This is a genomic window from Methanoculleus sediminis (assembly GCF_001017125.1).
GTDB classification, from domain to species: domain Archaea; phylum Halobacteriota; class Methanomicrobia; order Methanomicrobiales; family Methanoculleaceae; genus Methanoculleus; species Methanoculleus sediminis.
The window spans coordinates 511,811-534,579 of record NZ_JXOJ01000001.1 but is presented as its reverse complement, the minus strand read 5'-3'; the positions used below and the strand labels follow the sequence as shown (position 1 = coordinate 534,579).

Annotated in this window: 26 protein-coding genes; 19 read left to right on the top strand and 7 right to left on the bottom strand. The window is 61.9% G+C overall.

What is annotated here, in order from left to right; translation table 11 throughout:
- The first annotated feature begins 9 nt into the window (after nt 1-9).
- Entirely contained in the window at nt 10-885 is an 876-nt protein-coding gene (locus tag SZ63_RS02650) for a 4Fe-4S binding protein (protein ID WP_082122624.1), read from the top strand.
- Between the two features lie 31 nt (nt 886-916).
- Here the strand turns inward: SZ63_RS02650 and SZ63_RS02645 are convergent, their stop codons facing one another.
- Entirely contained in the window at nt 917-1,219 is a 303-nt protein-coding gene (locus tag SZ63_RS02645) for a hypothetical protein (RefSeq protein WP_048180576.1), read from the bottom strand.
- Nucleotides 1,220-1,397: 178 nt separating this feature from the next.
- Between SZ63_RS02645 and tuf the strand changes: the two genes are divergently transcribed.
- The 3 genes from tuf to SZ63_RS02630 are packed head-to-tail and all read left to right on the top strand — an operon-like array spanning nt 1,398 to nt 4,704.
- On the top strand, nt 1,398-2,675 hold the full coding sequence (gene tuf / locus SZ63_RS02640; protein ID WP_048180573.1) for a translation elongation factor EF-1 subunit alpha: 1,278 nt from the start codon (nt 1,398-1,400) through the stop codon (nt 2,673-2,675).
- Between the two features lie 31 nt (nt 2,676-2,706).
- Complete coding sequence (gene rpsJ, locus SZ63_RS02635; protein WP_011843573.1) at nt 2,707-3,015, top strand: 30S ribosomal protein S10; 309 nt, start codon at nt 2,707-2,709, stop codon at nt 3,013-3,015.
- A 12-nt stretch (nt 3,016-3,027) separates the two neighbouring features.
- A complete protein-coding gene (locus SZ63_RS02630) occupies nt 3,028-4,704 on the top strand; it encodes a flippase activity-associated protein Agl23 (RefSeq protein ID WP_048180570.1) in 1,677 nt (558 codons plus the stop codon).
- A gap of 961 nt (nt 4,705-5,665) precedes the next feature.
- On the opposite strand, the gene SZ63_RS02625 is transcribed toward SZ63_RS02630, so the two are convergent.
- Both SZ63_RS02625 and SZ63_RS02620 read right to left on the bottom strand, forming a co-directional pair.
- A complete protein-coding gene (locus SZ63_RS02625; protein ID WP_048180559.1) occupies nt 5,666-6,751 on the bottom strand; it encodes a hypothetical protein in 1,086 nt (361 codons plus the stop codon).
- A 9-nt stretch (nt 6,752-6,760) separates the two neighbouring features.
- Complete coding sequence (locus SZ63_RS02620) at nt 6,761-7,927, bottom strand: tubulin/FtsZ family protein (protein ID WP_048180556.1); 1,167 nt, start codon at nt 7,925-7,927, stop codon at nt 6,761-6,763.
- A 114-nt stretch (nt 7,928-8,041) separates the two neighbouring features.
- On the opposite strand from SZ63_RS02620, the gene SZ63_RS02615 reads away from it, so the two are divergent.
- The 15 genes from SZ63_RS02615 to SZ63_RS02545 all read left to right on the top strand — a co-directional run bounded on the left by SZ63_RS02615 (nt 8,042) and on the right by SZ63_RS02545 (nt 19,912).
- Nucleotides 8,042-9,274, top strand: coding sequence for an NAD(P)/FAD-dependent oxidoreductase (locus SZ63_RS02615; RefSeq protein WP_048180553.1), 1,233 nt, complete (start codon nt 8,042-8,044; stop codon nt 9,272-9,274).
- Nucleotides 9,267-9,986 (top strand): dolichyl-phosphate beta-glucosyltransferase, encoded by a 720-nt coding sequence (locus tag SZ63_RS02610; RefSeq protein WP_048180547.1) that lies wholly within the window; start codon nt 9,267-9,269, stop codon nt 9,984-9,986. Before SZ63_RS02615 ends, SZ63_RS02610 begins: the two co-directional genes overlap by 8 nt.
- Nucleotides 9,970-10,950 (top strand): lysylphosphatidylglycerol synthase transmembrane domain-containing protein, encoded by a 981-nt coding sequence (locus SZ63_RS02605; RefSeq protein ID WP_048180544.1) that lies wholly within the window; start codon nt 9,970-9,972, stop codon nt 10,948-10,950. Before SZ63_RS02610 ends, SZ63_RS02605 begins: the two co-directional genes overlap by 17 nt.
- On the top strand, nt 10,940-12,940 hold the full coding sequence (locus SZ63_RS02600; protein ID WP_241481225.1) for a DUF2298 domain-containing protein: 2,001 nt from the start codon (nt 10,940-10,942) through the stop codon (nt 12,938-12,940). Before SZ63_RS02605 ends, SZ63_RS02600 begins: the two co-directional genes overlap by 11 nt.
- 182 nt (nt 12,941-13,122) lie before the next feature.
- Entirely contained in the window at nt 13,123-13,491 is a 369-nt protein-coding gene (rpl7ae, locus tag SZ63_RS02595) for a 50S ribosomal protein L7Ae (protein ID WP_048180541.1), read from the top strand.
- 10 nt (nt 13,492-13,501) lie between these two features.
- Nucleotides 13,502-13,711, top strand: a complete 210-nt coding sequence (locus SZ63_RS02590; protein ID WP_011843564.1) for a 30S ribosomal protein S28e — start codon at nt 13,502-13,504, stop codon at nt 13,709-13,711.
- 2 nt (nt 13,712-13,713) lie between these two features.
- Nucleotides 13,714-13,905 (top strand): 50S ribosomal protein L24e, encoded by a 192-nt coding sequence (locus tag SZ63_RS02585; protein ID WP_048180537.1) that lies wholly within the window; start codon nt 13,714-13,716, stop codon nt 13,903-13,905.
- Nucleotides 13,906-13,910: 5 nt separating this feature from the next.
- Nucleotides 13,911-14,360 (top strand): nucleoside-diphosphate kinase, encoded by a 450-nt coding sequence (gene ndk / locus SZ63_RS02580; protein WP_048180883.1) that lies wholly within the window; start codon nt 13,911-13,913, stop codon nt 14,358-14,360.
- Nucleotides 14,361-15,096: 736 nt separating this feature from the next.
- Entirely contained in the window at nt 15,097-15,768 is a 672-nt protein-coding gene (locus SZ63_RS02575) for a MarC family protein (protein WP_048180536.1), read from the top strand.
- On the top strand, nt 15,765-15,971 hold the full coding sequence (locus SZ63_RS02570) for a hypothetical protein (protein WP_048180533.1): 207 nt from the start codon (nt 15,765-15,767) through the stop codon (nt 15,969-15,971). The genes SZ63_RS02575 and SZ63_RS02570 overlap by 4 nt, the downstream gene beginning before the upstream one ends.
- Entirely contained in the window at nt 15,968-16,765 is a 798-nt protein-coding gene (locus SZ63_RS02565; RefSeq protein ID WP_048180530.1) for a nitrilase-related carbon-nitrogen hydrolase, read from the top strand. The genes SZ63_RS02570 and SZ63_RS02565 overlap by 4 nt, the downstream gene beginning before the upstream one ends.
- A 9-nt stretch (nt 16,766-16,774) precedes the next feature.
- A complete protein-coding gene (locus SZ63_RS02560) occupies nt 16,775-17,521 on the top strand; it encodes a metal-dependent hydrolase (protein WP_048180526.1) in 747 nt (248 codons plus the stop codon).
- 59 nt (nt 17,522-17,580) lie between these two features.
- Nucleotides 17,581-18,786, top strand: a complete 1,206-nt coding sequence (gene thrC / locus SZ63_RS02555; protein ID WP_048180523.1) for a threonine synthase — start codon at nt 17,581-17,583, stop codon at nt 18,784-18,786.
- A complete protein-coding gene (locus SZ63_RS02550; RefSeq protein ID WP_241481224.1) occupies nt 18,726-19,340 on the top strand; it encodes a DUF5803 family protein in 615 nt (204 codons plus the stop codon). Before thrC ends, SZ63_RS02550 begins: the two co-directional genes overlap by 61 nt.
- Complete coding sequence (locus SZ63_RS02545; RefSeq protein WP_048180517.1) at nt 19,337-19,912, top strand: LysE family translocator; 576 nt, start codon at nt 19,337-19,339, stop codon at nt 19,910-19,912. Before SZ63_RS02550 ends, SZ63_RS02545 begins: the two co-directional genes overlap by 4 nt.
- On the opposite strand, the gene SZ63_RS02540 is transcribed toward SZ63_RS02545, so the two are convergent.
- Genes SZ63_RS02540 through SZ63_RS02525 form a run of 4 tightly spaced genes read right to left on the bottom strand, consistent with a single transcriptional unit; the run spans nt 19,887 to nt 22,755 of the window.
- Entirely contained in the window at nt 19,887-20,795 is a 909-nt protein-coding gene (locus SZ63_RS02540; protein ID WP_048180514.1) for a thiamine pyrophosphate-dependent enzyme, read from the bottom strand. The genes SZ63_RS02545 and SZ63_RS02540 overlap by 26 nt on opposite strands.
- Nucleotides 20,796-21,950: a pyruvate ferredoxin oxidoreductase gene (gene porA, locus SZ63_RS02535; protein WP_048180510.1), complete on the bottom strand. Its 1,155-nt coding sequence runs from the start codon at nt 21,948-21,950 to the stop codon at nt 20,796-20,798.
- The gene (locus SZ63_RS02530) at nt 21,950-22,210 is read right to left on the bottom strand and encodes a 4Fe-4S binding protein (RefSeq protein WP_048180507.1); all 261 of its coding nucleotides are present in this window, start codon (nt 22,208-22,210) and stop codon (nt 21,950-21,952) included. The genes porA and SZ63_RS02530 overlap by 1 nt, the downstream gene beginning before the upstream one ends.
- The gene (locus tag SZ63_RS02525) at nt 22,210-22,755 is read right to left on the bottom strand and encodes a pyruvate ferredoxin oxidoreductase subunit gamma (RefSeq protein WP_048180504.1); all 546 of its coding nucleotides are present in this window, start codon (nt 22,753-22,755) and stop codon (nt 22,210-22,212) included. The genes SZ63_RS02530 and SZ63_RS02525 overlap by 1 nt, the downstream gene beginning before the upstream one ends.
- Nucleotides 22,756-22,769: the final 14 nt, after the last annotated feature.

The following is a 22,769-nucleotide window of genomic DNA, read 5'->3' as shown; positions in this document are numbered from 1 at the left end:
TGTAGAATGATGCAGGACCATACCCTCTACTCCCGGGGAGGGATCATCACCGAGCGGAACGCGGACTATGCGACGGTCCGGGTGCGGGTTCCGGCAGGAGCCCTCTCCGCGGCGCAGGTCAAGCAACTCGCAAAGATCAGCGAGAAGTACGGCGATGGCTCGCTCCACCTCACCATGCGCCAGACGGTGGAGATTCCGCACGTGAACCCCGATAACCTCGTGAAGATAGCCAAAGACCTCGAGAAGAACGGGACGCCCATCGGAGCGGAGTACAACGAAGTCGTCAACGTCATGGCCTGCCCGGGCACGGAGCGGTGCAAATATGCCAACTGCGAGACGATCGACCTTGCCCGGAAGATCGACGCGCGGGTATTCGGAAAAGAACTCCCGATACGGCTCCGCATCGCCATATCCGGCTGCACCTACATGTGCAACAGCCCGCTCTTAAACGACATCGGGATCATCGGCAGGATCCGCCCGCTGCGTGTTCCGGGACTCTGCACGGGATGCGGCACCTGCGCGGAGTACTGCAAGCAGTGCGCCATAAAACTGAAGAACGGCGTATCGGTTCTCGACGAGAGCAAGTGCGTTCAGTGCGGCATCTGCATCCACTCCTGTCCCTACCACCTCCTGAAGTCCGAGTATGCCCACTACCAGATCACGGTCGGGGGCCGGCGCGGAGCCTCCCCCGCCGCAGGAAGAGAACTCGTCACCGTCGAGACCGAAGAGGAGGTCGTCGAGGTCGTCGACCGCATCGTCTACTGGGTCTACCGCACCGCATGGAGCGGCCGGCCCCTCGCCGACCAGATGGACGAGATCGGGTATGACAGGTTCGCGGAAGAGGTCCGAAAAGAGTTCGGGCCGGAAGTCCCGGCAGAGAAGTAGCGAAGGATAGCCGGTGCGCCGGCGGCGGCGTCTAACGGCCGTACATCGAAGCGAACCCTTCGCCCGCGTCGTCCTCGCACTCGATAGCGGTCCCGTCCCGGACAAGGGTGTTGAACATCATGGCCGCGTTTAACAGGTTTTCGTCGGGGTTGCCTCCCAGCCGGACACCGGAGAGAGCCTGGCGCTGCGGTGTCGGGATCGTCCGCTTGCCCACCCGGACACCCGCACAGTGCCTGCAGTAACCGCAGTGGGAGTGGACCGAGACCTCGCGATCTGCGCATGCTACCGTCACCCGGTCACTTCCATCGTCACGGTGAAACTCAAGTATCTTCATGGTACGAAGAACGTAGATTTCAGGAGAATAAGATTCTGTCGATTGCCGGGGTTTTTTGGAGCATGCGCGCTGCTGGCGCGCATAGAAATGCTTTATATGGAGGACGTCATACGTATAAGATACTCGCATAAGCAGGCTGTTCGAGCTGACAGGCCTATTTGAGTGGAGGATACAATCTATGGCAGTTGAAAAGCCCCACATGAATTTAGCAGTTATCGGACACATCGACCACGGGAAGTCTACCACCGTCGGTCGGTTGCTCTTTGAGACGGGAGCCGTGGCCCCGCACATCATCGAGTCGTTCAGGAAAGAGGCCGAATCCAAGGGTAAGGGCTCGTTCGAGTTCGCCTGGGTCATGGACAGCCTCAAGGAAGAGCGTGAGCGCGGTATCACCATCGATATCGCCCACAAGCGGTTCGACACGGACAAGTTCTACTTCACCGTCGTGGACTGCCCCGGCCACCGTGACTTCGTCAAGAACATGATCACGGGCGCATCCCAGGCAGACGCCGCACTGCTGGTCGTCGCCGCACCCGACGGCGTGATGGAGCAGACCAAGGAGCACGTCTTCCTCTCCCGTACGCTCGGTATCAACCAGCTGATCATCGGGATCAACAAGATGGACGCCGCCAAGTACGACGAGAAGCGCTACAACGAGGTCAAGGAGCAGCTCTCCCAGCTCCTCAAGGTAGTCGGCTACAAGCCCGACGCAATCAGCTTCATCCCGATGAGCGCGTTCGTCGGCGACAACATCTCCAAGCCCAGCGAGAACACTCCCTGGTACAAGGGCCCGACGGTACTCGACGCACTCAACGCGCTCACCGAACCCGAGAAGCCCACGAACCTCCCCATGCGTCTCCCCATCCAGGACGTCTACTCCATCTCCGGTATCGGAACCGTGCCCGTCGGCCGTGTCGAGACCGGCATCATGAAGAAGGGAATGAAGGTCAGCTTCATGCCCGCGAACAAAGAGGGTGAGATCAAGTCCATCGAGATGCACCACGAGGAGATCCCGCAGGCACTCCCCGGCGACAACGTCGGGTTCAACGTCCGCGGCATCGGCAAGGGCGACATCCGCCGTGGCGATGTCTGTGGTGCCGCCGACGTGCCGCCGACCGTTGCAGAGGAGTTCATCGCACAGGTCGTCGTGCTCCACCACCCGAGCGCCCTGACCGTCGGGTACACCCCGGTCTTCCACTGCCACACCGCCCAGATCGCATGCTCCTTCGTCGAGCTCATGAAGAAGCTCGACCCCCGGACCGGCCAGGTCAAGGAAGAGAACCCCACGTTCCTCAAGACCGGCGATGCTGCAATCGTCAAGATCAGGCCCACCCAGCCCATGGTCATCGAGAAGGTCAAAGAGATCCCGCAGCTCGGGCGGTTTGCTGTCCGTGATATGGGATCCACCATTGCGGCCGGCGTGTGCATGGACATCACGCCCAAGCAGATGAGATAAGAAGGTACCTATAATTTTTTGGTGGTTAAACATGCAGAAGGCCAGAATACGTCTTTCCGGAACCGACTTCGAAAAAATCGAGATGGTCTGCGACCGGATCAAAGAGATAGCAGAGCGTACCGGCGTCAATCTGGCAGGTCCGATCCCGCTGCCCACGAAGAAGCTCGTGGTCCCCACCAGGAAGAGCCCTGACGGCGAAGGTACCGCAACCTGGGACCGCTGGCAGATGCGGGTGCACAAGAGGCTCATCGACATTGACGCCGATGAGCGTGCGCTGCGCCAGCTGATGCGCATTCAGGTCCCGAAAGACATCGGCATTGAGATTGTGCTGGAGAGTTGAGGTGAAAGCGGCGTGAAGGCCGCCGTGTTCGCGGCACGGTTCCGTGAACGACTACTCTCATTCGAGGGGCTTTTTCTCCTCATACTTTTGGTCACAATTGCTCTCCGTTTTTACTCGCTCGACTTGAAGTTATTTCACCACGACGAGGCCATTCACGCGTGGTTCTCCTATCGGCTCCTGACCGAAGGGGTCTATATGTACGACCCCATGTACCACGGGCCGTTCCTCTACTACGTAACGGCCGGAATCTTCTCGCTTCTCGGTGACTCCGATCTCGTGGGCAGGTTCTTCCCGGCGTTGCTCGGCACCCTGCTCGTCCCGCTGCTCTACCCGATCTACAGGCTCGGTTATCTCGATAAGAAGCAGGCCATCGTCGCGGCGCTCTTCCTCGCCGTATCGCCGAACATGGTCTACTTCTCGAGGTTCCTCAGGAACGACATATTCATCGCTTTCTTCACGATGGTGCTCCTCGTCGCCCTCCTCTACTACTTCGAGCGACAGAAGGCGCAGTACGCGCTCATCGCCGGGGCGGCGATCGGGTTCGGGATGTCCGCAAAGGAGAACATGCCGATCATCGTCCTGATCTTCGGAGCATACCTCCTTTACCTTGTCTGGACACAGAAGGTCCGGCTCCCGAAGCGCTGGATCCGGGATCTCGCGCTCGGCGCCTTCGTCGCAGTCGGGATCATGGCGGTCCTCTACTCGTCGTTCGGCGCCCACCCCGAGGTGCTCATGGACGGATGGCTCCGGGCTATCGAACACTGGACATCGATGCACCAGGCCCAGCGCCTCGGGGGGCCGCCGTATATCTATATCCTGCTCTTCCTCCTCTACGAGGTGCCGATCCTGATCCTTGCCGTGGTCGGGTTCCTGCAGTTCGTCGACATCTCCGGCATCGTCTCCCGCTGGAGGGAGCGAAGGGCGGGAAACGCAGGGAGCCCCGGCGAAGGGGAAGAGACGGAGGCGGAGGCGACCCGGATGAATGCAGCCCCGCCTGTCGAGCCGGCGCAGGGCTTCAAAGACCGGCTCCGCGAGATCCTTTCAGGCGGCGGGGAACTCCGGCCGATCGACCGGCAGAAGGAGTTCGCGAGGTTCGCCATCTTCTGGATGCTTCTCTCGCTTGCGGTCTACGCCTACATCGGCGAGAAGGTACCATGGCTGATTCTCCACCAGCTCCTGCCCATGATCTTCGTCGCGGCCTATATGATGACCACGAAGAAGGCAATCGTCGCCGTCGCGGCAAGCGCCTTCCTGATCGTCATGACGTTCCACGTGGCGTTCACCCCGGCAGACATCAACGAGCCCATCGTGCAGGTGCAGAACTCCGAAGATCTGCGGGAAGTCTTCGCAAAGATCGATGCCGCGGACAGGGTGGCGGTCGCGACCGACTCTTACTGGCCGCTGCCCTGGTACTACCGCGGCGGTAGCGCCTCGAAGCTTGCCTATTATAGCGAGAAGGTGAGCGAGCCGACGATCTACGGCGGTAACTTCGACCTCGTGATCACCCACGACGGTGATACCTACCCGACTCTCGACGGCTACGTGAAGGAGACCTACCGGCTGAACTACTGGTTCTCGTACGAGGAGAACAAGGACAGGGTGCTTGAGTATTACTTCCTGCGGGACGGGAAGATGGGGAGCAGGAATCTCGAGGTATTCTCGAAGGTTCCCGCAGGGACGACTGCCTGACACCATTTTCCCGGTCCAGCGGCTGGAGATCTAGTTCCCCACACCCCCTTCTTCTCCCCAAAGTCTCCCGGAGTTCTCAAGACTCGGATTCTCGCGCTTCGCGTCCTTCGCGTGAGACTGCATCATCGCATATAGACTGTTAGCTCACACGAAGTGCGAGCGAGAGCGAGCTTGAGCCGCCCCAAGTGCGAACCGCGAAGGACGACTTTTCCGAAGGGTGCGACGTTCCGGAGAACGACTGTTCGTAGGTTGCAATGGCCCGCAGGGCCGGAGCTTGAAAAACCCGAAATGTTTCGGACAGGAGTTTGAGAAGACCGGAGGTCTTCGAGGCGTGAGCGATAGCGAACGTAAGCACCGTCAGTGCGGGAAAGGAGTTTGAGCACCGTTAGGAACGGTGTTCCTAGAGGAACGGAGTTCGGGCACCGAAGGTGGGAGGTGCGAAGTGCGAAGAACACGAAGGAGATTGTCAATACTCAGTACTTCGCTAATTTCGGCATCTGAAATAGACCAATGCAGCCTCGCATAGCGACCTACAACGGGATCGGCAGCACCCGGGCACCGGACTTCGCACCTTGCGGTGCTCATGCTCCTGCCCACGCACCTAACGGTGCTCCAACTCCGTTCCTCTGGAACGCCGCACCTTCGGCCAGTCGCACTTCGCGGCTTCGCGCTCTTCGCGCGAGTTAATGGGTGAAGATAGCAATATGGCTTCACGCGAAGCACGCGGGAGAACGCGAAGGACGATGGATGGAACATCCGGAGTTTGAGCAACCGTTAGGTTGCGAAGGGAGGTCGATGGTTTGACCTCTTGAAGATTACCTCAACCGTTTTAGCGAAGTACTGGGGTTTTAGATGACAACAAGCAGTAGGGTCAATGGACTTTACCAGGAGCGTTTGACGCCACTCACGCCGGAGAACAGATACAAAAGATGAGGGTGCGAAAAGAGGGTGGATGTCAGGGCTATCCGAGTTCGTCCCAGCCGGTCTTCTTCCGGTAAAGAACGATGCCTGCGACAACCAGGACGATGACGACCCCGATACCGATGTAGAGGAGGAAGTCACCGCCGATGCCGAACCCCTCCCCGATCCTCTCCCGGAGCGCATTCGCATCACCCAGGGCCTCGTTCGCCTTATTCAGGCCATCCCCCGCCTTCGAGCGCGCCAGCGGATAGTTCTTGCCGTTCAGGTTGTCCTGTGCCTGGGAGTAGAACTGGACGGCGCTCTCGCGCTTGGTCATGATGGCAACCACCTGCGGGTCGCTGCTCATGGAACGGTTCTCGACGAAGTAGGTGATCATCCCGTCGAGGGACTCGATTGCCGCACCGGTGTCGGCGACCGCCTTCTCGGCCCACGCTTTATCGAGGAGCGCAATCCCCTCGTCGATATCTTTCTTCGCGGTAGCGATATAACTCGCCGCCTGTGACGGGCCTGCAGACGCAGCGCTGGTGAGCGCCTGGCTCGCAGCACTGTACTCGGCCTGGACGGCAGAGACGTCCACGCCCTGTGCGGATTTCTCATCCATGTCGGCCTTCAGGTCTTTGAGGCGCTGCTGCTGTGCGGCAAGGGAACCCTCGACCTGGGCCGTGTTCACGACGTCGCGGCTCACGGAGTGTGTGTCCTTCACGTCGTCGCCCCGCAGGTGCTCGATCTTGGTCACCAGAACCTTTGTGCTCCCGGTCGAGGGGACGATGCCGCGCAACTGCGCGTCCAGTTCGATCTCTTCATCGCCGTAATCGATCTCGAACTCCGTCAGGACGGGGTAGTACCCGGTCTTCCTGGTGGTATAGATGGCGACCCCGTCACGGAAGACAATGAAGTCCCAGACAGGGTTCTGCAGCCCGGTGCTGAACTCGAACGTCTCATCGTTGCCGCCGGAGGTGACCATATCGTAGGTGAGCACGTAACGCGCGGTCACCTGCTGGCCGGGTTCGAGAGCACCGCTCGCGGGATCAACCTTCTCGGTCTTGACATCGAATGCCGATGCTGCCTGCACGACACAGACCAGTGCCAGCAGGAGAACAATCCATCTGCTGATATTTGCCTTCATAACGCCCCCTCACTCGAACAGCGGCTCTATGCCGTCATCGAACATGTTCGAACGCTTCTCCTTCGATTTCAGGACATCTTCCTTCGTGGACTTGGCAATCTCGAGGAGTTCCGTGATCCGGGGGGCGTTGCCGATCGTCGCAAGAACCACCACCGCGGCGACGTAGTCGCTCTGCACCGGGTAATCCCCGCCACGCACCTCGACACCGGCGATGTTCTCCTCCACCCAGCTCTTCGACTTCTCAACGCCCTTCCTATCCATCTCATCGGGCGGACCCGCGAGAAGAACGAGACCCCGCTCGGCCGTCGAGTAGTCGCACGGCAGGGTGAGACGCCCGAGCATGGCACGCCTGACAAGGGCGATGATCTTCGCCGACTTGTCCTCGCCGGTCAGCACCTCCTCGGTCTTCTCCTTCTTGCGCACCAGGCCGGAGAGGAGCCCCTGGTTCTGCTTCGTGCGCGGACTGATCTTCTCGCTGATAGCGTACCCGACAGTGCTGATGCCGCCGCCGCGCAGGGTGTTGATGACCTCGCTCGAGTCGACGACCATCTCGCCGACACCTGCCCTGCCGACCTCGCCTGCACGGAACAGCACGCCGAACCGACGGACAATCTCGTCGTTCAGCCGGTTATACGCATCCTTGACACTTTCCCCTTCATTCTTCCAGGCACTGTTATCGAAAATGAAGGTATTATCAGCCTCGTTCACCAGGGTGCTCAGGGAACGCGCTGCATTATACGAATAGAGCCGGCCTTCCTCAGGGGCAGGAAGGATGCCGATCGCGTAGACCGGTTCCCGGTAGATGCGCTTCAGGTGGCGGGCGAGTACCGGCGAACCCCCCGAGCCGGTTCCGCCGCCGAGGCCGGCGACGATGACAAAGGCATCGATATCGTGCGTACCGCGCGAATCGACGGCGTTTATGATGGCATCAATCTCATCGGCGGTCACCCGCGCACCGGTTACGTTGTCGGTTCCGACTCCATGGCCTTTCACCACAGTCTGGCCGATCAGGAGCCGGTCTTTGAGCTCGATGTTCTTCAGTCCCATCAGGTCGGTACGCGCTGTGTTTACCGCGATTCCCCTGAAACTCTGGGTCTGCATTCGTTTGTCCTGTTCGACGAACATGTCGACAATTTTGCCCCCAGCCTGACCGAATCCTATGAAGAAGACCCTCATTCAGCTTCACACCCTCATATTGACTAATTAATTATATCCACGCTTATGTATAAAGACCATACATACATTATAACCCAAAAGTGTTCTTATAATTTTCATACGTAGGGGTAGGTAATGAAGATCTGCGTTGTAGGGGGGGGTCTTTCCGGTCTGGTCTCGGCGCTCGAACTCGCCGGGACACACAAGGTGGATCTCTTCGAGCGAAGGCCGATTCCGGGCGGCTGCCTCGGCTCGTACCGGATCGGCGATTACTGGATCGAGGAGTATTATCACCATTGTTTTGCCGGTGATGCCGCCCTGCTCGATCTTTTCGATACGCTGCAGGTGGCGGATCGGCTGGTATGGCTTCAAGGATCCACCGGCTACTACGCCGACGGAACCATCCACCCGCTCACCACTCCGACCGAGATCCTGCGCTACCCCCATCTCACGCTCATGGAAAAGGTCCGTCTCGGCCTGCTGACCCTGCGCTCCCGCCGGTTCGACGTCTCGGCGCTCGACGGGATCACCGCGAAGGACTTCATCCTGGATAACCTTGGTACCGGCATTTACACCTCGTTCTTCGAACCGCTCTTAAAGAGTAAGTTCGGCGACCGTGCCGGCGAGGTTTCCGCAGCCTGGCTCATATCCCGCATCGCCATCCGGTCCGACCGGGGTGCCGGAGGCGAGCGCCTGGGGTACCTGAAAGGGGGTTTCCGGCACTTCGTCGCGCGGCTCGAGGAAGAGGCAGCGCAACGGGGCGCCTCGATCCTGCCGGACACTCCCGTCGAAGAGATCCGGCGGGAGGACGGCGGCTGGGCCGTCAACGGGAGATCGTACGATGCCGTCGTATCGACGCTCCCCCCGCAGGTAACCGCGGACCTTGCCGGTCTCGATCTCGCCGAAATTCCCTACCAGGGCGCCGCGTGCATGACCCTCGCGCTCGACCGGGACGTGACCGACGGCATATACTGGCTGAACATGAAGGATGCGGCTCCTTACGGTGCGGTGGTCTCGCACACCAACTTCGCCCCGCTCGAATGGTACGGCGAGCATATCGTCTACCTTGCATCCTACTTCACCGGCCGGCTTCCGGAAGGATTTGAGCAGTCGATGCTTGCCGACTTCTGCCGCAGGTTCTCCGTAGGTGAACGCGAAGTCCACTGGCACCGGCTCGCGGTCGACCCGTATGCCGGCCCGGTCTACACGACGGGACTCCGCAGCCGGCTGCCCGACTACGAAGAGCACGGACTCTTCCTCGCCGGGATGTTCAGCCCCTCGAACTACCCGGAGCGGAGCATGAACGGCTCGGTCGTCGCCGGGCAGGAAGCGGCGAAGAGGGTTCTCGCGAGGTATCCGGATGCGTGAGGTCGAGGTGAGCGCCGTCCTGCCGGTCTACAACGATCTTTTAGCACTCAAGGCTGCGATACCGCAGTCGCTCGAGACGCTCGAGGCGATCGCTCCGGGAAGATTCGAGTTGATCGTCGCCGAGGACGGAAGCACCGACGGGAGCACGGAGTTCGTCAGGGAGTGCGAGGCTAACGATCCCCGGGTCCGCCTGCTCCATTCCGACGAGCGGCTCGGGCGGGGGCGGGCACTCAACCGCGCGTTTGCCGGGGCGTCGGGATCGATCGTCTGCTACTACGACGTGGATCTCGCCACCGACATGCAGCACCTCCCCGAACTGGTCGAGGCCATCCGCGACGGCCACGACATTGCAACGGGCTCCCGTCTCCTCCCCGAAAGTGTCATCGTACGGAGCGGCGGGCGGGAGATCGCGAGCCGCGGCTACAACACGCTTGTCAGGACGATCCTCGGAAGTTCGCTCTGCGATCACCAGTGCGGGTTCAAGGCGTTCCGGCGCGACCGCCTTCTCTCCCTGATCCCGTCGGTGACCGCAGATCACTGGTTCTGGGACACCGAGGTGCTGGTTCGGGCACAGAAGAACGGTTACCGGATACGGGAGTTCCCCGTGCAATGGCGGCAGGGCGAGGGGACGACGGTACGGAGGAAAGACGTAATTGAGATGGGATCGGCGATTCTTCGCCTCTGGTGGCGGCTCCATGTGGAAAAAAGTTAGTGCGGTCGTCATCCCCACCCTGATCGCGGTCGGAATCGTCGCCTACATGCTCTACCGTGTATGGGACGAACTCCTGCTGACGCTTGAGCACGCCGTAATACCCTTCCTCTTTGCCGCCGTCGGGATCTGCGTCACCGCCTGGATCCTCCGGGGGTACCGGTACCGGTTCATCCTGCAGGGGCTCGACGTCAGAAAAGACCTCTGGTTCTCGACCGCCTGCATCTTCATCTCCCAGACGGCGAACCTCATCGTCCCCGCGCGTCTCGGCGATTTCGTGCGGATGCTCATCCTGAAGCACGAGGACGACGCCACCTACTCGCAGGGGTTCTCGTCCCTCGTCGTCGAGCGCGTCTTCGATATCCTGATGATCGCGGTGCTCGGCGTCATCGCGCTCCCGTTCGTCCTCGCGGTACTCGACGTCCCCGACTGGTTCATCACGGTCATCGTCGTCCCCCTCGCCGCAGGGGGCGTCTTCTTCGCCGTGCTTCTCTGGTCGGGCAGGATGGAGTCGGGGAACCGGATCGTCGCCGCCATCCAGAAGATGCTTGATGAGGTGAAGCGGGCCTCCCTCAACCCCCGGGCCCTCGCCGTGCTCAGCGGCTCGTCGCTCCTGATATGGCTCGTCGACGTGCTGGTCTGCTACGCGGTCGTCCTGATGTTCCAGGAGCCGGTGCCGTTCGGCATCGTCGTTCTCGCGATCGTCATCGGCAACCTCGTCAAGGCCGTTCCGATCACCCCGGGAGGGGTGGGTACCTACGAACTCGCGCTCGCTCTGACGTTCGGACTCGCGGGAACCCCGGCGGTCACGGCAACGCTGATAGCGGTCATCGACCACCTGATCAAGAACCTGGTCACGCTCGTCGGGGGCGTCGGGTCGATCTACTACTTCGGCGACTGGTCGATGAGCCTCTTGAAGAGAGCGTTCAACAGGGAGATCGAGACGGAGGATACGTTTGGCGGTTGAGTTCATCGTTCCCGTGCTGCTCTGGCTTGCGGTCGTCAAAATGCTTCATCTCGCCGTCTGGCCGGCGCTCGACCGCACCCTCGGCAACCTCTCGGCAGCCGCGGCATACCCGGCATCGATCCTCCTCTTCACGCTTGCAACCTGGTACTGTGGTCTTTCAGGCCTTCCGATCGTCCTCGCCCTCCTGCCGTTCGCGGCCGCGAACGCGTATGCAGGAGTGCGGCGGTTCTTCACGAAGGAGCGGCTACGGTCCGCGCTCACCTGGGACCTGGCCTTCCTGGTCCCCTTCCTCTTCATGCTCGAGGTGCGCTGGATCAACCCGAGCATCTCCTACGCCGAGAAGTTCATGGATCACGCGATCCTCGCCTCGATCATGCGGGTGCCCACCGTCCCGCCGCTCGATCCCTGGTATGCGGGGGGGACGCTGGACGTCTACTACTACCTCGGCTACTGGACGAGCGGGGCGCTCGGGCTCGTATCCGGCGTGCCTTCGACGATCGCCTTCAACCTCGCACTCCCGACGGTGCTCGGCCTCTCCGTCGTCTCACTCTACGGCCTCGGGCACCTCCTCCTCGATCGCTACCGGTGGCTCCCGGTGGTTGCGCTCTTCCTCCCGAACCCTTCGGCGATCTACCATATCCTGATCGGGGACACCTGGTTCGACGTCCTCTGGGGGAGCACCCGGACGATCGAGAACACCATCAACGAGTATCCCATCTTCTCGATGCTCTGGGGCGACGTACACCCGCACGTCATGAGTTTCTTCAACCAGGGGTTCCTGCTCTTTCTCCTGGTCTTCGCCTACATGCGGTGGGGGACCCTTTCCATGCGGGGCCGGGCGCTCCTCTGCGGGCTCGCCGCCCTCTCCCTCGGGTCGATGCCCGGGTTCAACTCCTGGGACGTGCTGGTCTATGCTCCAGTCACGCTGGTCTTCGGCCTCCTGATATGGTGGCGCTACGGGGATCTTCGGCCGGACAGCCTGAATTCCTGGATGGTGCTTGCCACGGTGCCGCCGCTCGCGATCCTGACCTACCTCCCGTTCTACCTGCAGCTCAACAGCCCCGGCGTCGCAGGAGTCGGAACCGTCCCCACACCCTCCGAACCGGTGGAGTTCCTGCTGGTTCACGGATTCTTCCTCGCGGTGCTGATCGCCTACTGCGCACCGGATATCCGGAGACGCCCCTATCTCCTGCTCGTTGCGGTGCCGTTCGTGCTCGCCGGCTACCCGGCCGCGGCCATCGCCGCCGTCCCGCTGGTCTACCTCGCCGCCCGTCGCCGCTTTACAGCCGTCGATACGCTTGCCATGCTCGGGCTTGTGATCGTCCTCGTCACCGAACTCGTCTACCTCATGGACAACATGGGAGAGACCTACTTCCGGATGAACACGGTCTTCAAGTTCTACCTTCCCGCGTGGTTCCTGATGGGGACGGCAACCCTCGCCGTCGTCGGGGAGTGGCTTCAGAGCGCCGGGATCGACCGGCACGTCCCCGACCGGATGGAGAAGGCACTCCCGGCACTGGCAGCGGTGCTGCTCCTCGTCGCACCCTTCGCGATCAACGTCGACTTCGGCTACGGGAGCCACACCCTCGACGGGGCGGCATACCTCGAAGGCTCGAATCCCTCCGATGCGGCGGCGATCGCGTTCCTCCGGACTCTCCCCGGCGACCATGTCATCGTCGAGGCGGAGGGCGGCGACTACACCTACTATTCAAGGGTCTCATCGTTCACCGGGATCCCGGCCGTCATCGGGATGCCCTTCCACGAGTACATGTGGCGGGGCGACGAGGGCCGCATCAGCGAGCGGAGCGCCGACGTGCGGACGATCTACGAGCAGCCCGGCCGGACCGTCGAACTTGCGCGGGCGTACAACGCCACCCTGCTGTACGTGGGTCCGGCAGAGCGCGAACGCTATGCCGTCTCGATCCCGACGGATGCGCTCGAACTCATTTATGATGCGCAGGGAGTCCGGATCTACCGGATCCCCGCGTAAACCGTCTGCGGCCATGTCCATGCGGGCCGGCGCGAAAACAGCGGAACCCTACCCCCGAAAACGGGGTAGAATGACAAACCTTTATCACTCCTCTTATTGACATAATACAGCGCATTCGATCAGCTACGCTACTGATGAATGATGACGGAGCAGCAGAGGGCTGCACCCGAAAGAGGTGAGTTATGGCAAAGGCATATGTAAAATTCGAGATTCCGGAAGAGATCCAGAATAAGGCCCTTGAAGCCCTTGAGATTGCAAGGGACACCGGTAAGGTGAAGAAGGGGTCCAACGAGGCAACAAAAGCAGTCGAGCGCAACATTGCCCAGCTGGTTCTCATCGGTTCGGACGTTGAGCCTGAAGAAATTGTGATGCATCTGCCGCCGCTCTGCGACGAGAAGCAGATTCCGTTCGTCTACATCTCCAAGCAGAACGACATCGGCTCCGCAAGCGGCCTTGAGGTCGGCTCGGCAGCCGCCGCGATCGTCAAGTCCGGCAAGGCAAAGGACCTCGTCGAAGAGATCGCGAAGCAGATTGCTGCACTGAGAGAGTGAGGGATAAATCATGGCAAACGACGGAACGCCCGCAGAAGTTATCGAGATCATCGGCATGACCGGGATGCATGGCGAAGCCCAGCAGGTGAAGTGCCGGGTTCTCGACGGCCCGAACAAGGGGCGGATCATCACCCGCAACACGGTCGGCCCGATCAGGGAGGGAGACATCCTCTCGCTGCTCGAGACCGAACGTGAGGCCAAGAAACTCTCGAGGCGGTAACCATGGTCGACAAGTACGTCTGCAATTTCTGTGGAGAGGTTCTGGAGCCGGGCACCGGCAAGATGTTCGTCAGGAAGGACGGAACCATCTACTACTTCTGCAGCACCAAGTGCCAGAACAACTACAGGCTCGGCCGTGTGCCGCGCCGCGTCGAGTGGACCGCGATGGGACGCAAGGCCCGCGGTAAAGAGTGATCGGCATGGACCGCACCTTCGTGATGGTCAAACCCGACGGCGTCCAGCGCGGACTCGTCGGGGAGATCGTCTCCCGGTTCGAGGCGAAGGGCCTCAAGCTCGTCGGGGCGAAGCTCGAGCTCCTCCCCGAGGGACGGGTCGTCGAGCAGTACCGCGAACACCTGGAGAAGCCCTTCTTCCCGGGCCTTAAGGCCTACATCATGAGCGGACCCTGCTTCCTGATGGCGTGGGAGGGGAAGGGTGCCGTCGCGGTCGTCCGCAGGATGGTCGGCGCCACCAACCCCGCGGAGGCTGCACCGGGCTCTATCCGCGGCGACTTCGCGCTCGATATCGGGCGGAACGTGATCCACGCGTCCGACTCCCCCGAGAGCGCCGCCCGCGAACTCGGCATCCACTTCGCCCCGGGCGAACTGGTCGACTACTCGCGGATCGACGAGCCCGTTCTCTACGAGTGAACGGCGGAACCGCCGGGTTCCGGCGGAGCCGATTCTTTTTCTTGAATAATTTGTTGCGGAGCGGTGCGTGGGGATCTCACTGTGGGCGCTCCCCGAGGATCAGGGTCATGTCGATACCGGGGGTGTTTCTCATCTGGAGGTGGAGATTCGTGATCTTCATGTTGCGACTGCAACCGGGCATGACGGAATGCAAAACCGCCACGCAGGAGAAAGCGCGACACAGTGAATCGGGTAAGGTTCGCACCCCATACACGGCTTTTCTGTGGCTATCGCCACGCACTGCCCCCGCCCCCCGGGGCGGGGTGCGACGGGTCGTAGAGCCGGAGCATGAGCACCGCAGGTGCGAATGAGGAGGCCGGAGGCCGGGCGGGGTGGGGGTTACAAGTATGGTTTTAGGGGGGGAGACAGGGGAGGGGGCACGCCCCCTCCCCGTCAGCCCCACCCCCAATTGCGATATACCCTTGAAATCCGTGCCAGATGCAACCAAAGAAAATCGTCAGGCGCGCAGGCCCCACAGACCACCGCGCCGGGCTTCCCTCATCATATAACCTCACCCTCCCGCTATATCACAAACCATCCGAACCACAAAAAGATCCCGCACAGGAATAACCCCGCACCGCCGGCCCCCTTCGTCGGAAACATTCTTTACAAAAGAGGATTTCCGGAGCAACGGATCGTCCATCTACCCCCAAAACCACAAGTGCTAATATCGAACCTGCTGCATACCTGATTACAAATGGCGGATCTCCTGAGTTTTGTGCTGCTGAGTTTCTCTTCGATCCTCATCGTAGTGAACCCGCTCGCAGCCACCCTGATCTTCGTCTCCCTCACCGGCACGATGGATCAGGCGGCAAAACTCAGGGTTGCACGTGACGCAAGCCGGTTTGCCCTGATCATTCTGCTGCTCTTCACCATTGCAGGCGGCTGGATCCTGCAGCTCTTCGGCATCTCCATTGAGGCCTTCCGCATCGCAGGCGGGCTCCTCCTCTTCGGCATAGGCATGGACATGGTCTACGCAAAGACTTCCCGGACGAAGATGACGGCTACCGAGAAGTACGAAGGGCAGGACGCGGACGACATCGCCGTCATGCCGCTCGCAATCCCGATGATCACAGGCCCCGGCGCCATCACCTCCGCAATCGTGCTGATGAACGAGGCGATGGGCATGAATGAGGCGATGGAAATGAACGTCGCCGCAATCGCCGTCGTGCCGCTCGCTGCCGTTACGGCCATCGGTATCACCTACTACATGATGCAGAACGCCGACGTCATCGTCCGGCGCATCGGCCAGCGGGAGTACCGCGCCGCCAACCGGCTGATGGGGATGCTCCTCATCGCGATCGCAGTCCAGTTCATCCTCATCGGCATCAGAACCGCCTTCCCCATACTCACCGGAGGTATTGCATGACACCCGACCTTACGCTTCCCGGAGCCGCCCTGGTCAGCACCTGCATCATCGCAGGCGGGATCCTGATCGCGGCGCAGATGTTCGCTGTCGTTATCCCGTTCGCCCCGTACGTCATGGTGACGCTCGCCGTTCTCGTTGTCCTCGGCGCCGCCATGCTCATCTTCTCCTGCAGGAGCCGGGACGCAATTCCGTCTCAAGAATGACGAAGATAACGCTTGCGCAGGTCGCCGGCGGCCGCGGCAGCCCTGCGGAGAGGCTTGAGGCGGCCGGCCGGATGGCCGGGGAGGCCGCGGCGGCGGGAGCGTCGCTCATCTGTTTTCCCGAGCAGTTCGTGACCGGATGGTCGCCGAAGGTCCCGCCGGGTTCGGGCGAATCCCTGGACGGTCCGCTCGCCGCCGCGTTTGCGCGGATAGCACGGGAGAACGGTATCGCGGTAACAGGATCGATCGTCGAAGCGGGGCCGGAGAACCGTCCTAAAAACACCGCCGTGGTGCTCGATGAAGACGGCGAACTCCTCGCAGGTTACGCGAAAGTGCACCTCTTCTCCCCCGAGGGGGAAGACCGATACTACACCGCGGGCGACCGTATCACCACGTTTTCCGTCGACGGGACGAAGTTCGGGATTGCCGTCTGCTACGATCTCCGGTTCCCGGAACTCTTCCGCATCTACGCACTCGCCGGCGTGGAGTGCATGCTGGTCCCGGCGGCATGGCCCTGCTCCCGGCTCTCTCACTGGGAGACCCTGCTCCCCGCCCGGGCTCTCGAGAACCGGTACTACGTGGCCGGAGTCAACACGGCCGGCCGGCCGGGCGCGCCCTGCTGCGGGGGGTCGCTCGCCGCCGACCCCGACGGCACCGTCATCGGCCGGTGCGGGGCCGGGGAAGAGGCCATCTCCATCGAGGTCGATCCTGCAGCGGTCCATGAGGCACAATCCGCACTACCTTCACTTTCAGACCGCAGAAGTGACCTTTATCACAGACTCCTCTCTAAATTTTAGAGATTTCCCATGCGGGGTGACCAGCACGTATCGCTCAGTCTTGCTACGGCAGCACTTCTTATCGCTCCCTGGGCTACCGCCATCGACGCGGCCGCGATCGCCGTCCTCTTCTTCGGCATCTTCGTCGGATCGCTCGCCCCGGACGCAGACGCCGTCGATGCGGCGATATTCAACGGGAGAGTTGCCGGTGCGAAAGGGAAGAGAGGACAGGTCGTAAACGGCTTTGCCGTGGTGCTTCCGATCTTCGGCTATACCATCAGGTATCTCATCTACTACCCGCTCTCCCTCGTCTTCATGCTGCTCCTCAGGAAGAGTTACCGGCACAGGCACCGCGGGCTGCTCCACTCGTTCCCGGGTGTCGGGCTGACAACCCTCGTCCTCTCCGGTTACCTGGCGCTCATCCTCACCTGGCTCGGGAGTTCCCTCGCGTTCCTTCCGGCTTTCGGGTGCGCATTCTTTGCAGGGTGCGTCCTCCACCTCATGGAAGACACCTGCACCCCGGCCGGGGTCGCCTGGCTTTACCCATTCTCCAAGCGGCGAGTGGCCGGCCGTGTCCGGACACAGGGGCTCTTTGAGGTGCGCCCGACAGCCTTCGCCATCGTGCTCATCGTGGCGGCGGCCGGGATGTTCGTCGCACCGTTCGTGACCACCACGCCGGTCGAGGGACTCGGGTGCCTCGCGCTCGCCGCCGCTCCCGCCCTCTGGCTGATCTTCATGGTCGTCTCCCGCGTCCGGCCCGAGCAGCGGCGGCGGTAAGCCGAACACCTCGGAACCCATAGCATATCTATACGTATCCCCGCGATCAACGATTCTCTATGTACCGTCTCGTCTGCGTTCATTGTGGTGCAACCTACTCACCGGACCAGATCATCTATACGTGCAACCGCTGCGGACACCTGCTGACCGTCGAATACGACCTGGACGGCATCGACGTCTCACGCGACGAATGGAACCGGCGCCCCCTTTCAGTCTGGCGCTACCGCGAACTCCTCCCGGTTCGGGGCGAACCGGTCTCTCTCCAGGAAGGAGGAACCCCGCTCTACCACCTAAAGAACATCGGCAAAGAACTGGGCCTCCCCGAACTCTACGCCAAACACGAGGGAATGAACCCGACCGGTTCGTTCAAGGACCGCGGCATGACCGTGGGCGTCAGCATGGCCTGCGAACTCGGGATGACGACGGTCGCCTGCGCGAGCACCGGGAACACCTCCGCAAGCCTCGCCGCCTACGCGGCAAAGGGCGGCGTCCCCTGCGTCGTCCTCCTGCCCGCGGGAAAAGTCGCTCTCGGGAAGGTTGCCCAGGCACTGATGCACGGTGCCCGGGTCATCTCCATCCGCGGCAACTTCGATCGGGCGCTCGAGATGGTACACGAGCTCTGCATCAGCCACGGTCTCTACCTCTTGAACTCGGTCAACCCCTACCGGCTTGAGGGGCAGAAGACGATCGGGTTCGAGGCGATCGACCAGCTCGGCGGCGAGGTGCCCGACAGGATGGTTCTCCCCGTAGGAAACGCGGGCAACATCTCCGCGGTCTACAAAGGGCTCCGGGAGCTCGAGGCTCTCGGGTTCATCGACCGGCTGCCGATGATGACCGGCATCCAGGCTGCCGGCTCACAGCCGGTGGTGAAGGCGATAGAGCAGAACCTCGAGGTGCTGGTTCCGGAGTCCGCGCCCGAGACCGTTGCGACCGCGATACGGATCGGCGCCCCGGTGAACGCGGAGAAGGCGCTCGTCGCCATCCGGGCGACCGGCGGGACGGCGGCATCCGTGACCGACGAGGAGATCCTTGCCATGCAGCGGGATCTCGCGAGGAAGGAAGGGATCGGGGTCGAACCCGCCTCGGCAGCCTCGGTCGCCGGAATACGGAAACTTGCCGAACTCGGCCTGATCGATAAGGATGAACGGATCGTCTGCGTGGTGACCGGTCATCTCTTAAAAGATCCCGAAACAGTGGTACGACAATGCGAGCCCCCCATCGAGATCGACGCGGACCTGCCCTCGCTGCTCTCTGCCTTGCACTGATCCTGATCTCCGCTCCGGCGACGGCACAGGAGGCCGTCGTCCGGGTGCTCCCCGACGGCACCGCCTTCGAGGCCTCGATCGAGGTCTCGGGGAGCGAGCACGTCTTCTGGACACCGGGGATGCTCGGGGAGCGGGTTCCGCTCCAGGTCGAGGATCTCGAGGTGCTCGATCCTTCTGGCCCGGTCGACTACCAGGAGACGGGGAGAGGGGTCATCACCTTCCCGGAGGGTAACTACACGATCACCTACCGGGCCCCCGTGAGAGACAACCACCTTGTGGCGGCCTTCGATACGCCGTATGCCGTAACCGTCGCCCTTCCCGAGGGATTCGACGTCAGAAACCCGCTCATCGGCATGGTCAGCCCCGGCGGGACGATCTCAGCCGGGCCGAACGGAACCACGGAGGTCGCCTGGGACCGGATAAGTTTCGTGGAGGTCCGTTTCTACACCCCGGAGCGCGAGATCCTGCTCACCACTTTCGGCACCATATGGCTCGCGGTCGCGCTCGTCCTGATCCTCCCCTACCTTGTCTCACGCAAGAGGGACGGCGAATGATCGAGATCGTCGCCGCATCGTTCCTGATCGGGTTCTCCGGGGCCGCCTCGCCCGGTCCCATGACCGCCTCGGTTCTCGGCCTCGGGTCTCGGCCGCCCGGCCGGTTCGTCGCGGGGCTCGTCGCGGGGCACGGGATACCCGAGGCGGTCATGGTCGCGGCCATAGCCTTCGGCGTGCGCGACGTTCCGTACATCAACCTCATTGCCCTTCTCGGCTCGGGCGTGCTCGTCGCACTCGGCACGATGCAGTTCCTCCGTGCGGGAGAGACCGTCGCCGCGACCGGGGAGACGAAGACGCCCGTTGCCTTCGGGCTGGCCTGCACGCTCGGCAACCCCTACTGGTGGGTCTGGTGGCTCACGTTCGGCGTCGGGTTCCTCGCGCTCCACCCGTCGTTCGTCGAGTTCTACGTCGGGCATATCGGCGCGGACATCGTCTGGCTCGGGCTCCTTGCCTTTGCAGTCTCGCGGGGAGCGAACGTTCTCGGCCCCCATTACAAAAAAGTGGTGCAGGCGAGCGGACTCGCCATGGTTCTCTTCGGGATGTACTTTATTCTGACGATTCTTTTCGTTTGATGTCGATCCCGAACCGCTCGGCATTCGCGTCGGCGACCGCCTGGATGCTCGCGATCATGTCGTCCTGCCGGGCAGGCTTGAAGAGGTGACGGAAGCGCTTCTGCTTTTCAAGATACTCCTCGACGGGTTTGCGCCGTACCTTCTTTGCCTTCTCTACCACGCCGTCGACCAGCTCGTAGTTCACCCAGAGACCGGTTTCGATGGCGAGTTTGGCCATGTTGAGCGTCTCGCCGGCCTCAAAGCCCCATCCTGTGCAGCAGGGAGTGTGCACCTGGATGTAGCAGGGCCCGGGGGTGTTGATCGCCCGCTCGACCTTCTTGACGAAGTCGTTTGGATAGGCGATCGAGGCGGTCGCGACGTAGGGTGCACCGTGAGCCGCGAGGATCGCGGGCATATCCTTCTTTTTGTGCAGGTTTCCAAGGGAGCACTTACCTGCCGGGCTCGTCGTGGTGCTTGCACCGTAGGGCGTCGCGCCCGACCGCTGGATGCCCGTGTTCATGTAGGCCTCGTTGTCGTAGCAGATGTAGGTGATGTCGTGGCCACGCTCGAAGGCGCCGCTGATGCAGAGCACCCCGATATCGAACGTGGCTCCGTCGCCGCAGACGCAGAGAACCTTCTCGCTGCGCCCCTGCCTCTTCAGCGAAGCCTCGATGCCGGAGGCAACCGCCGCGGCGTTCTCGAAGAGCGAGTGGATCCAGGGGACTCCCCAGGCGGTCTCCGGGTAAGGCGTGGAGAAGACCTCCATGCAGCCGGTCGATGCTACCAGGATGGCGTTCTTCCCGGTCGCCTTGAGGAGAAGCCGGGCCGCAAGCGCCGGGCCGCAGCCTCCGCACGCCCGGTGCCCGGCCGAGAAGAGTTCGCATCCTTCTTCTACTTCGGCCATTCAGAGCACCTCCGTCCGTAGTCCATAGAAGATATCTCCTTTCCCCTTCTCGGCGAGATCGACGACTGCGGCGATATCCCTCTTCCGCACGTCGCGCCCGCCGAGAGCGATGATGTAGTCGTATACGGATATGCCGGAGCCGTAGAGCGCCGCTTTCACCTCGGTGCCGACCGCTCCGCCGTTGCCGAGTGAGATGTTCTTGTCGAGCACCGCCACCGTCGAGACGCCCTTCAAGGCATCCGCGATCTCCGGGGCCGGGAACGGCCGGTACGTCCGGATCTTCAGGAGCCCGACCTTTCGGCCGTGCTCGCGCATCTCGTCGATGGCGTCCTTTGCGGTGCCGCAGATGGAGCCCATGGCGACGAGCGCGGTATCGGCGTCTTCGAGCCGGTAGCCCTCTACGAGCGCGGAGTAGTCCCTGTCGAACTGTTCGCCGAACTCACGCCCGGCTTTGACGAACGCCTGTTTGGCACGCTGCATCGCCCGGTCGACTTCGTAGCGGAACTCCATGTAGTACTCGGGCGTCGCATACATCCCGAGACTCAGGGGATTTGCAGCGTCCAGCCGCTGGTACGGGTTAAAGGCCGGCAGGTAGGCGTCCACCTCCTCCTGGGTTGGGAGGGCGACAGGCTCGAAGGTGTGCGTGAGGATGAACCCGTCGAAGCAGACGAATGCCGGGAGGAGGATGTCGTGGTCTTCACAGACTTTGTAAGCGATCATGTGGAGATCGGCGGTCTCCTGGTTGTCCTCCGCGTAGAACTGCAGCCACCCGGAGTCGCGCAGGGATATCGAGTCCTGCTGGTCGTTCCAGATCGAGAGCGGCGCACCGAGAGAGCGGTTCGCGATCGTCATCACGATCGGCTGGCGCATCCCCGCCGCGTTGAAGCAGACCTCGAACATCAGGGCAAGTCCCTGGGACGTCGTCGCCGAATAGACCCGGGAGCCCGCCGCACTCGCACCGAGGCAGGCGGAAAGGGCCGAAAACTCGCTCTCGACCGTGATGTACTCGGCATCGATCTCGCAGTTCGCCACCATCTGGGCAAGGTCTTCGACGATGTGCGTCTGCGGCGTGATGGGATAGGCTGCGATCACCTGCGGGCGGCAGCGCTTCACGATCTCGGCCACCGCATGCGATCCTTCCATAAATTCCAGCATTATTTCTCCTCCTTCTCCATCCTGATGCCTTTCTTCGGGCAGATCTCCACGCAAATGCCGCAGCCCTTGCAGTAGTCGAGATCAGGCTCGAACGTGCCTTCCTCCGTCTCGCGGACGCACCCTTCCGGGCAGACCATGGCGCACATGCCGCACTTCGTGCAGTTCTCGGGATCAAAGACCGGTTTGAAGACCCGCCAGGCGCCGGTCTTGTTCTCGAGCGCCCTCCCGGGAGCTGCGGCGCAGCCGACCCGCAGCGCCATTATGCGGCACCCCCGATCTGGTTGTACGCGCGCTCTGCCGCCCTGACGTTTTTGTCGGCCATGCTCCCGGAGAACCGGCTCCGTAGCGCGTGCTCGAGCGGCTCAAGTCCGATCTCTCCGGTGGCTGCGGCGAACGCGCCCATCAGGGTTGTATTGGTGATGGGCACACCGAGTTCTTCGAGCGCGATGGTGGTCGCATCGATGGTGTAGACCTTCACGCCCTCCGGAACACCGGAATCGAAGTCGGATTTCTCGGTGTTGACGATGGCAATCCCACCCGCTTTCATACCGTTGAAGACGTCGACATCTCCGATCAGGGTAGGATCCTGCACGATGATGTAATCGGGTTCATAGATCTGGCTGCGCAGCCGTATCTTCTCGTCGCTGAACCGGACGAACGCCTGAACCGGGGCGCCCCGGCGTTCCACACCGAAGGCCGGGAATGCCTGGGAAAAGACACCGCCCTCAAATGCCGCGTAAGCAATGAGTTCGGCGGCGGTCACGGAACCCTGACCACCCCTGCCGTGAATGCGTAACTCTCTCAAACAAAAACCCCCTT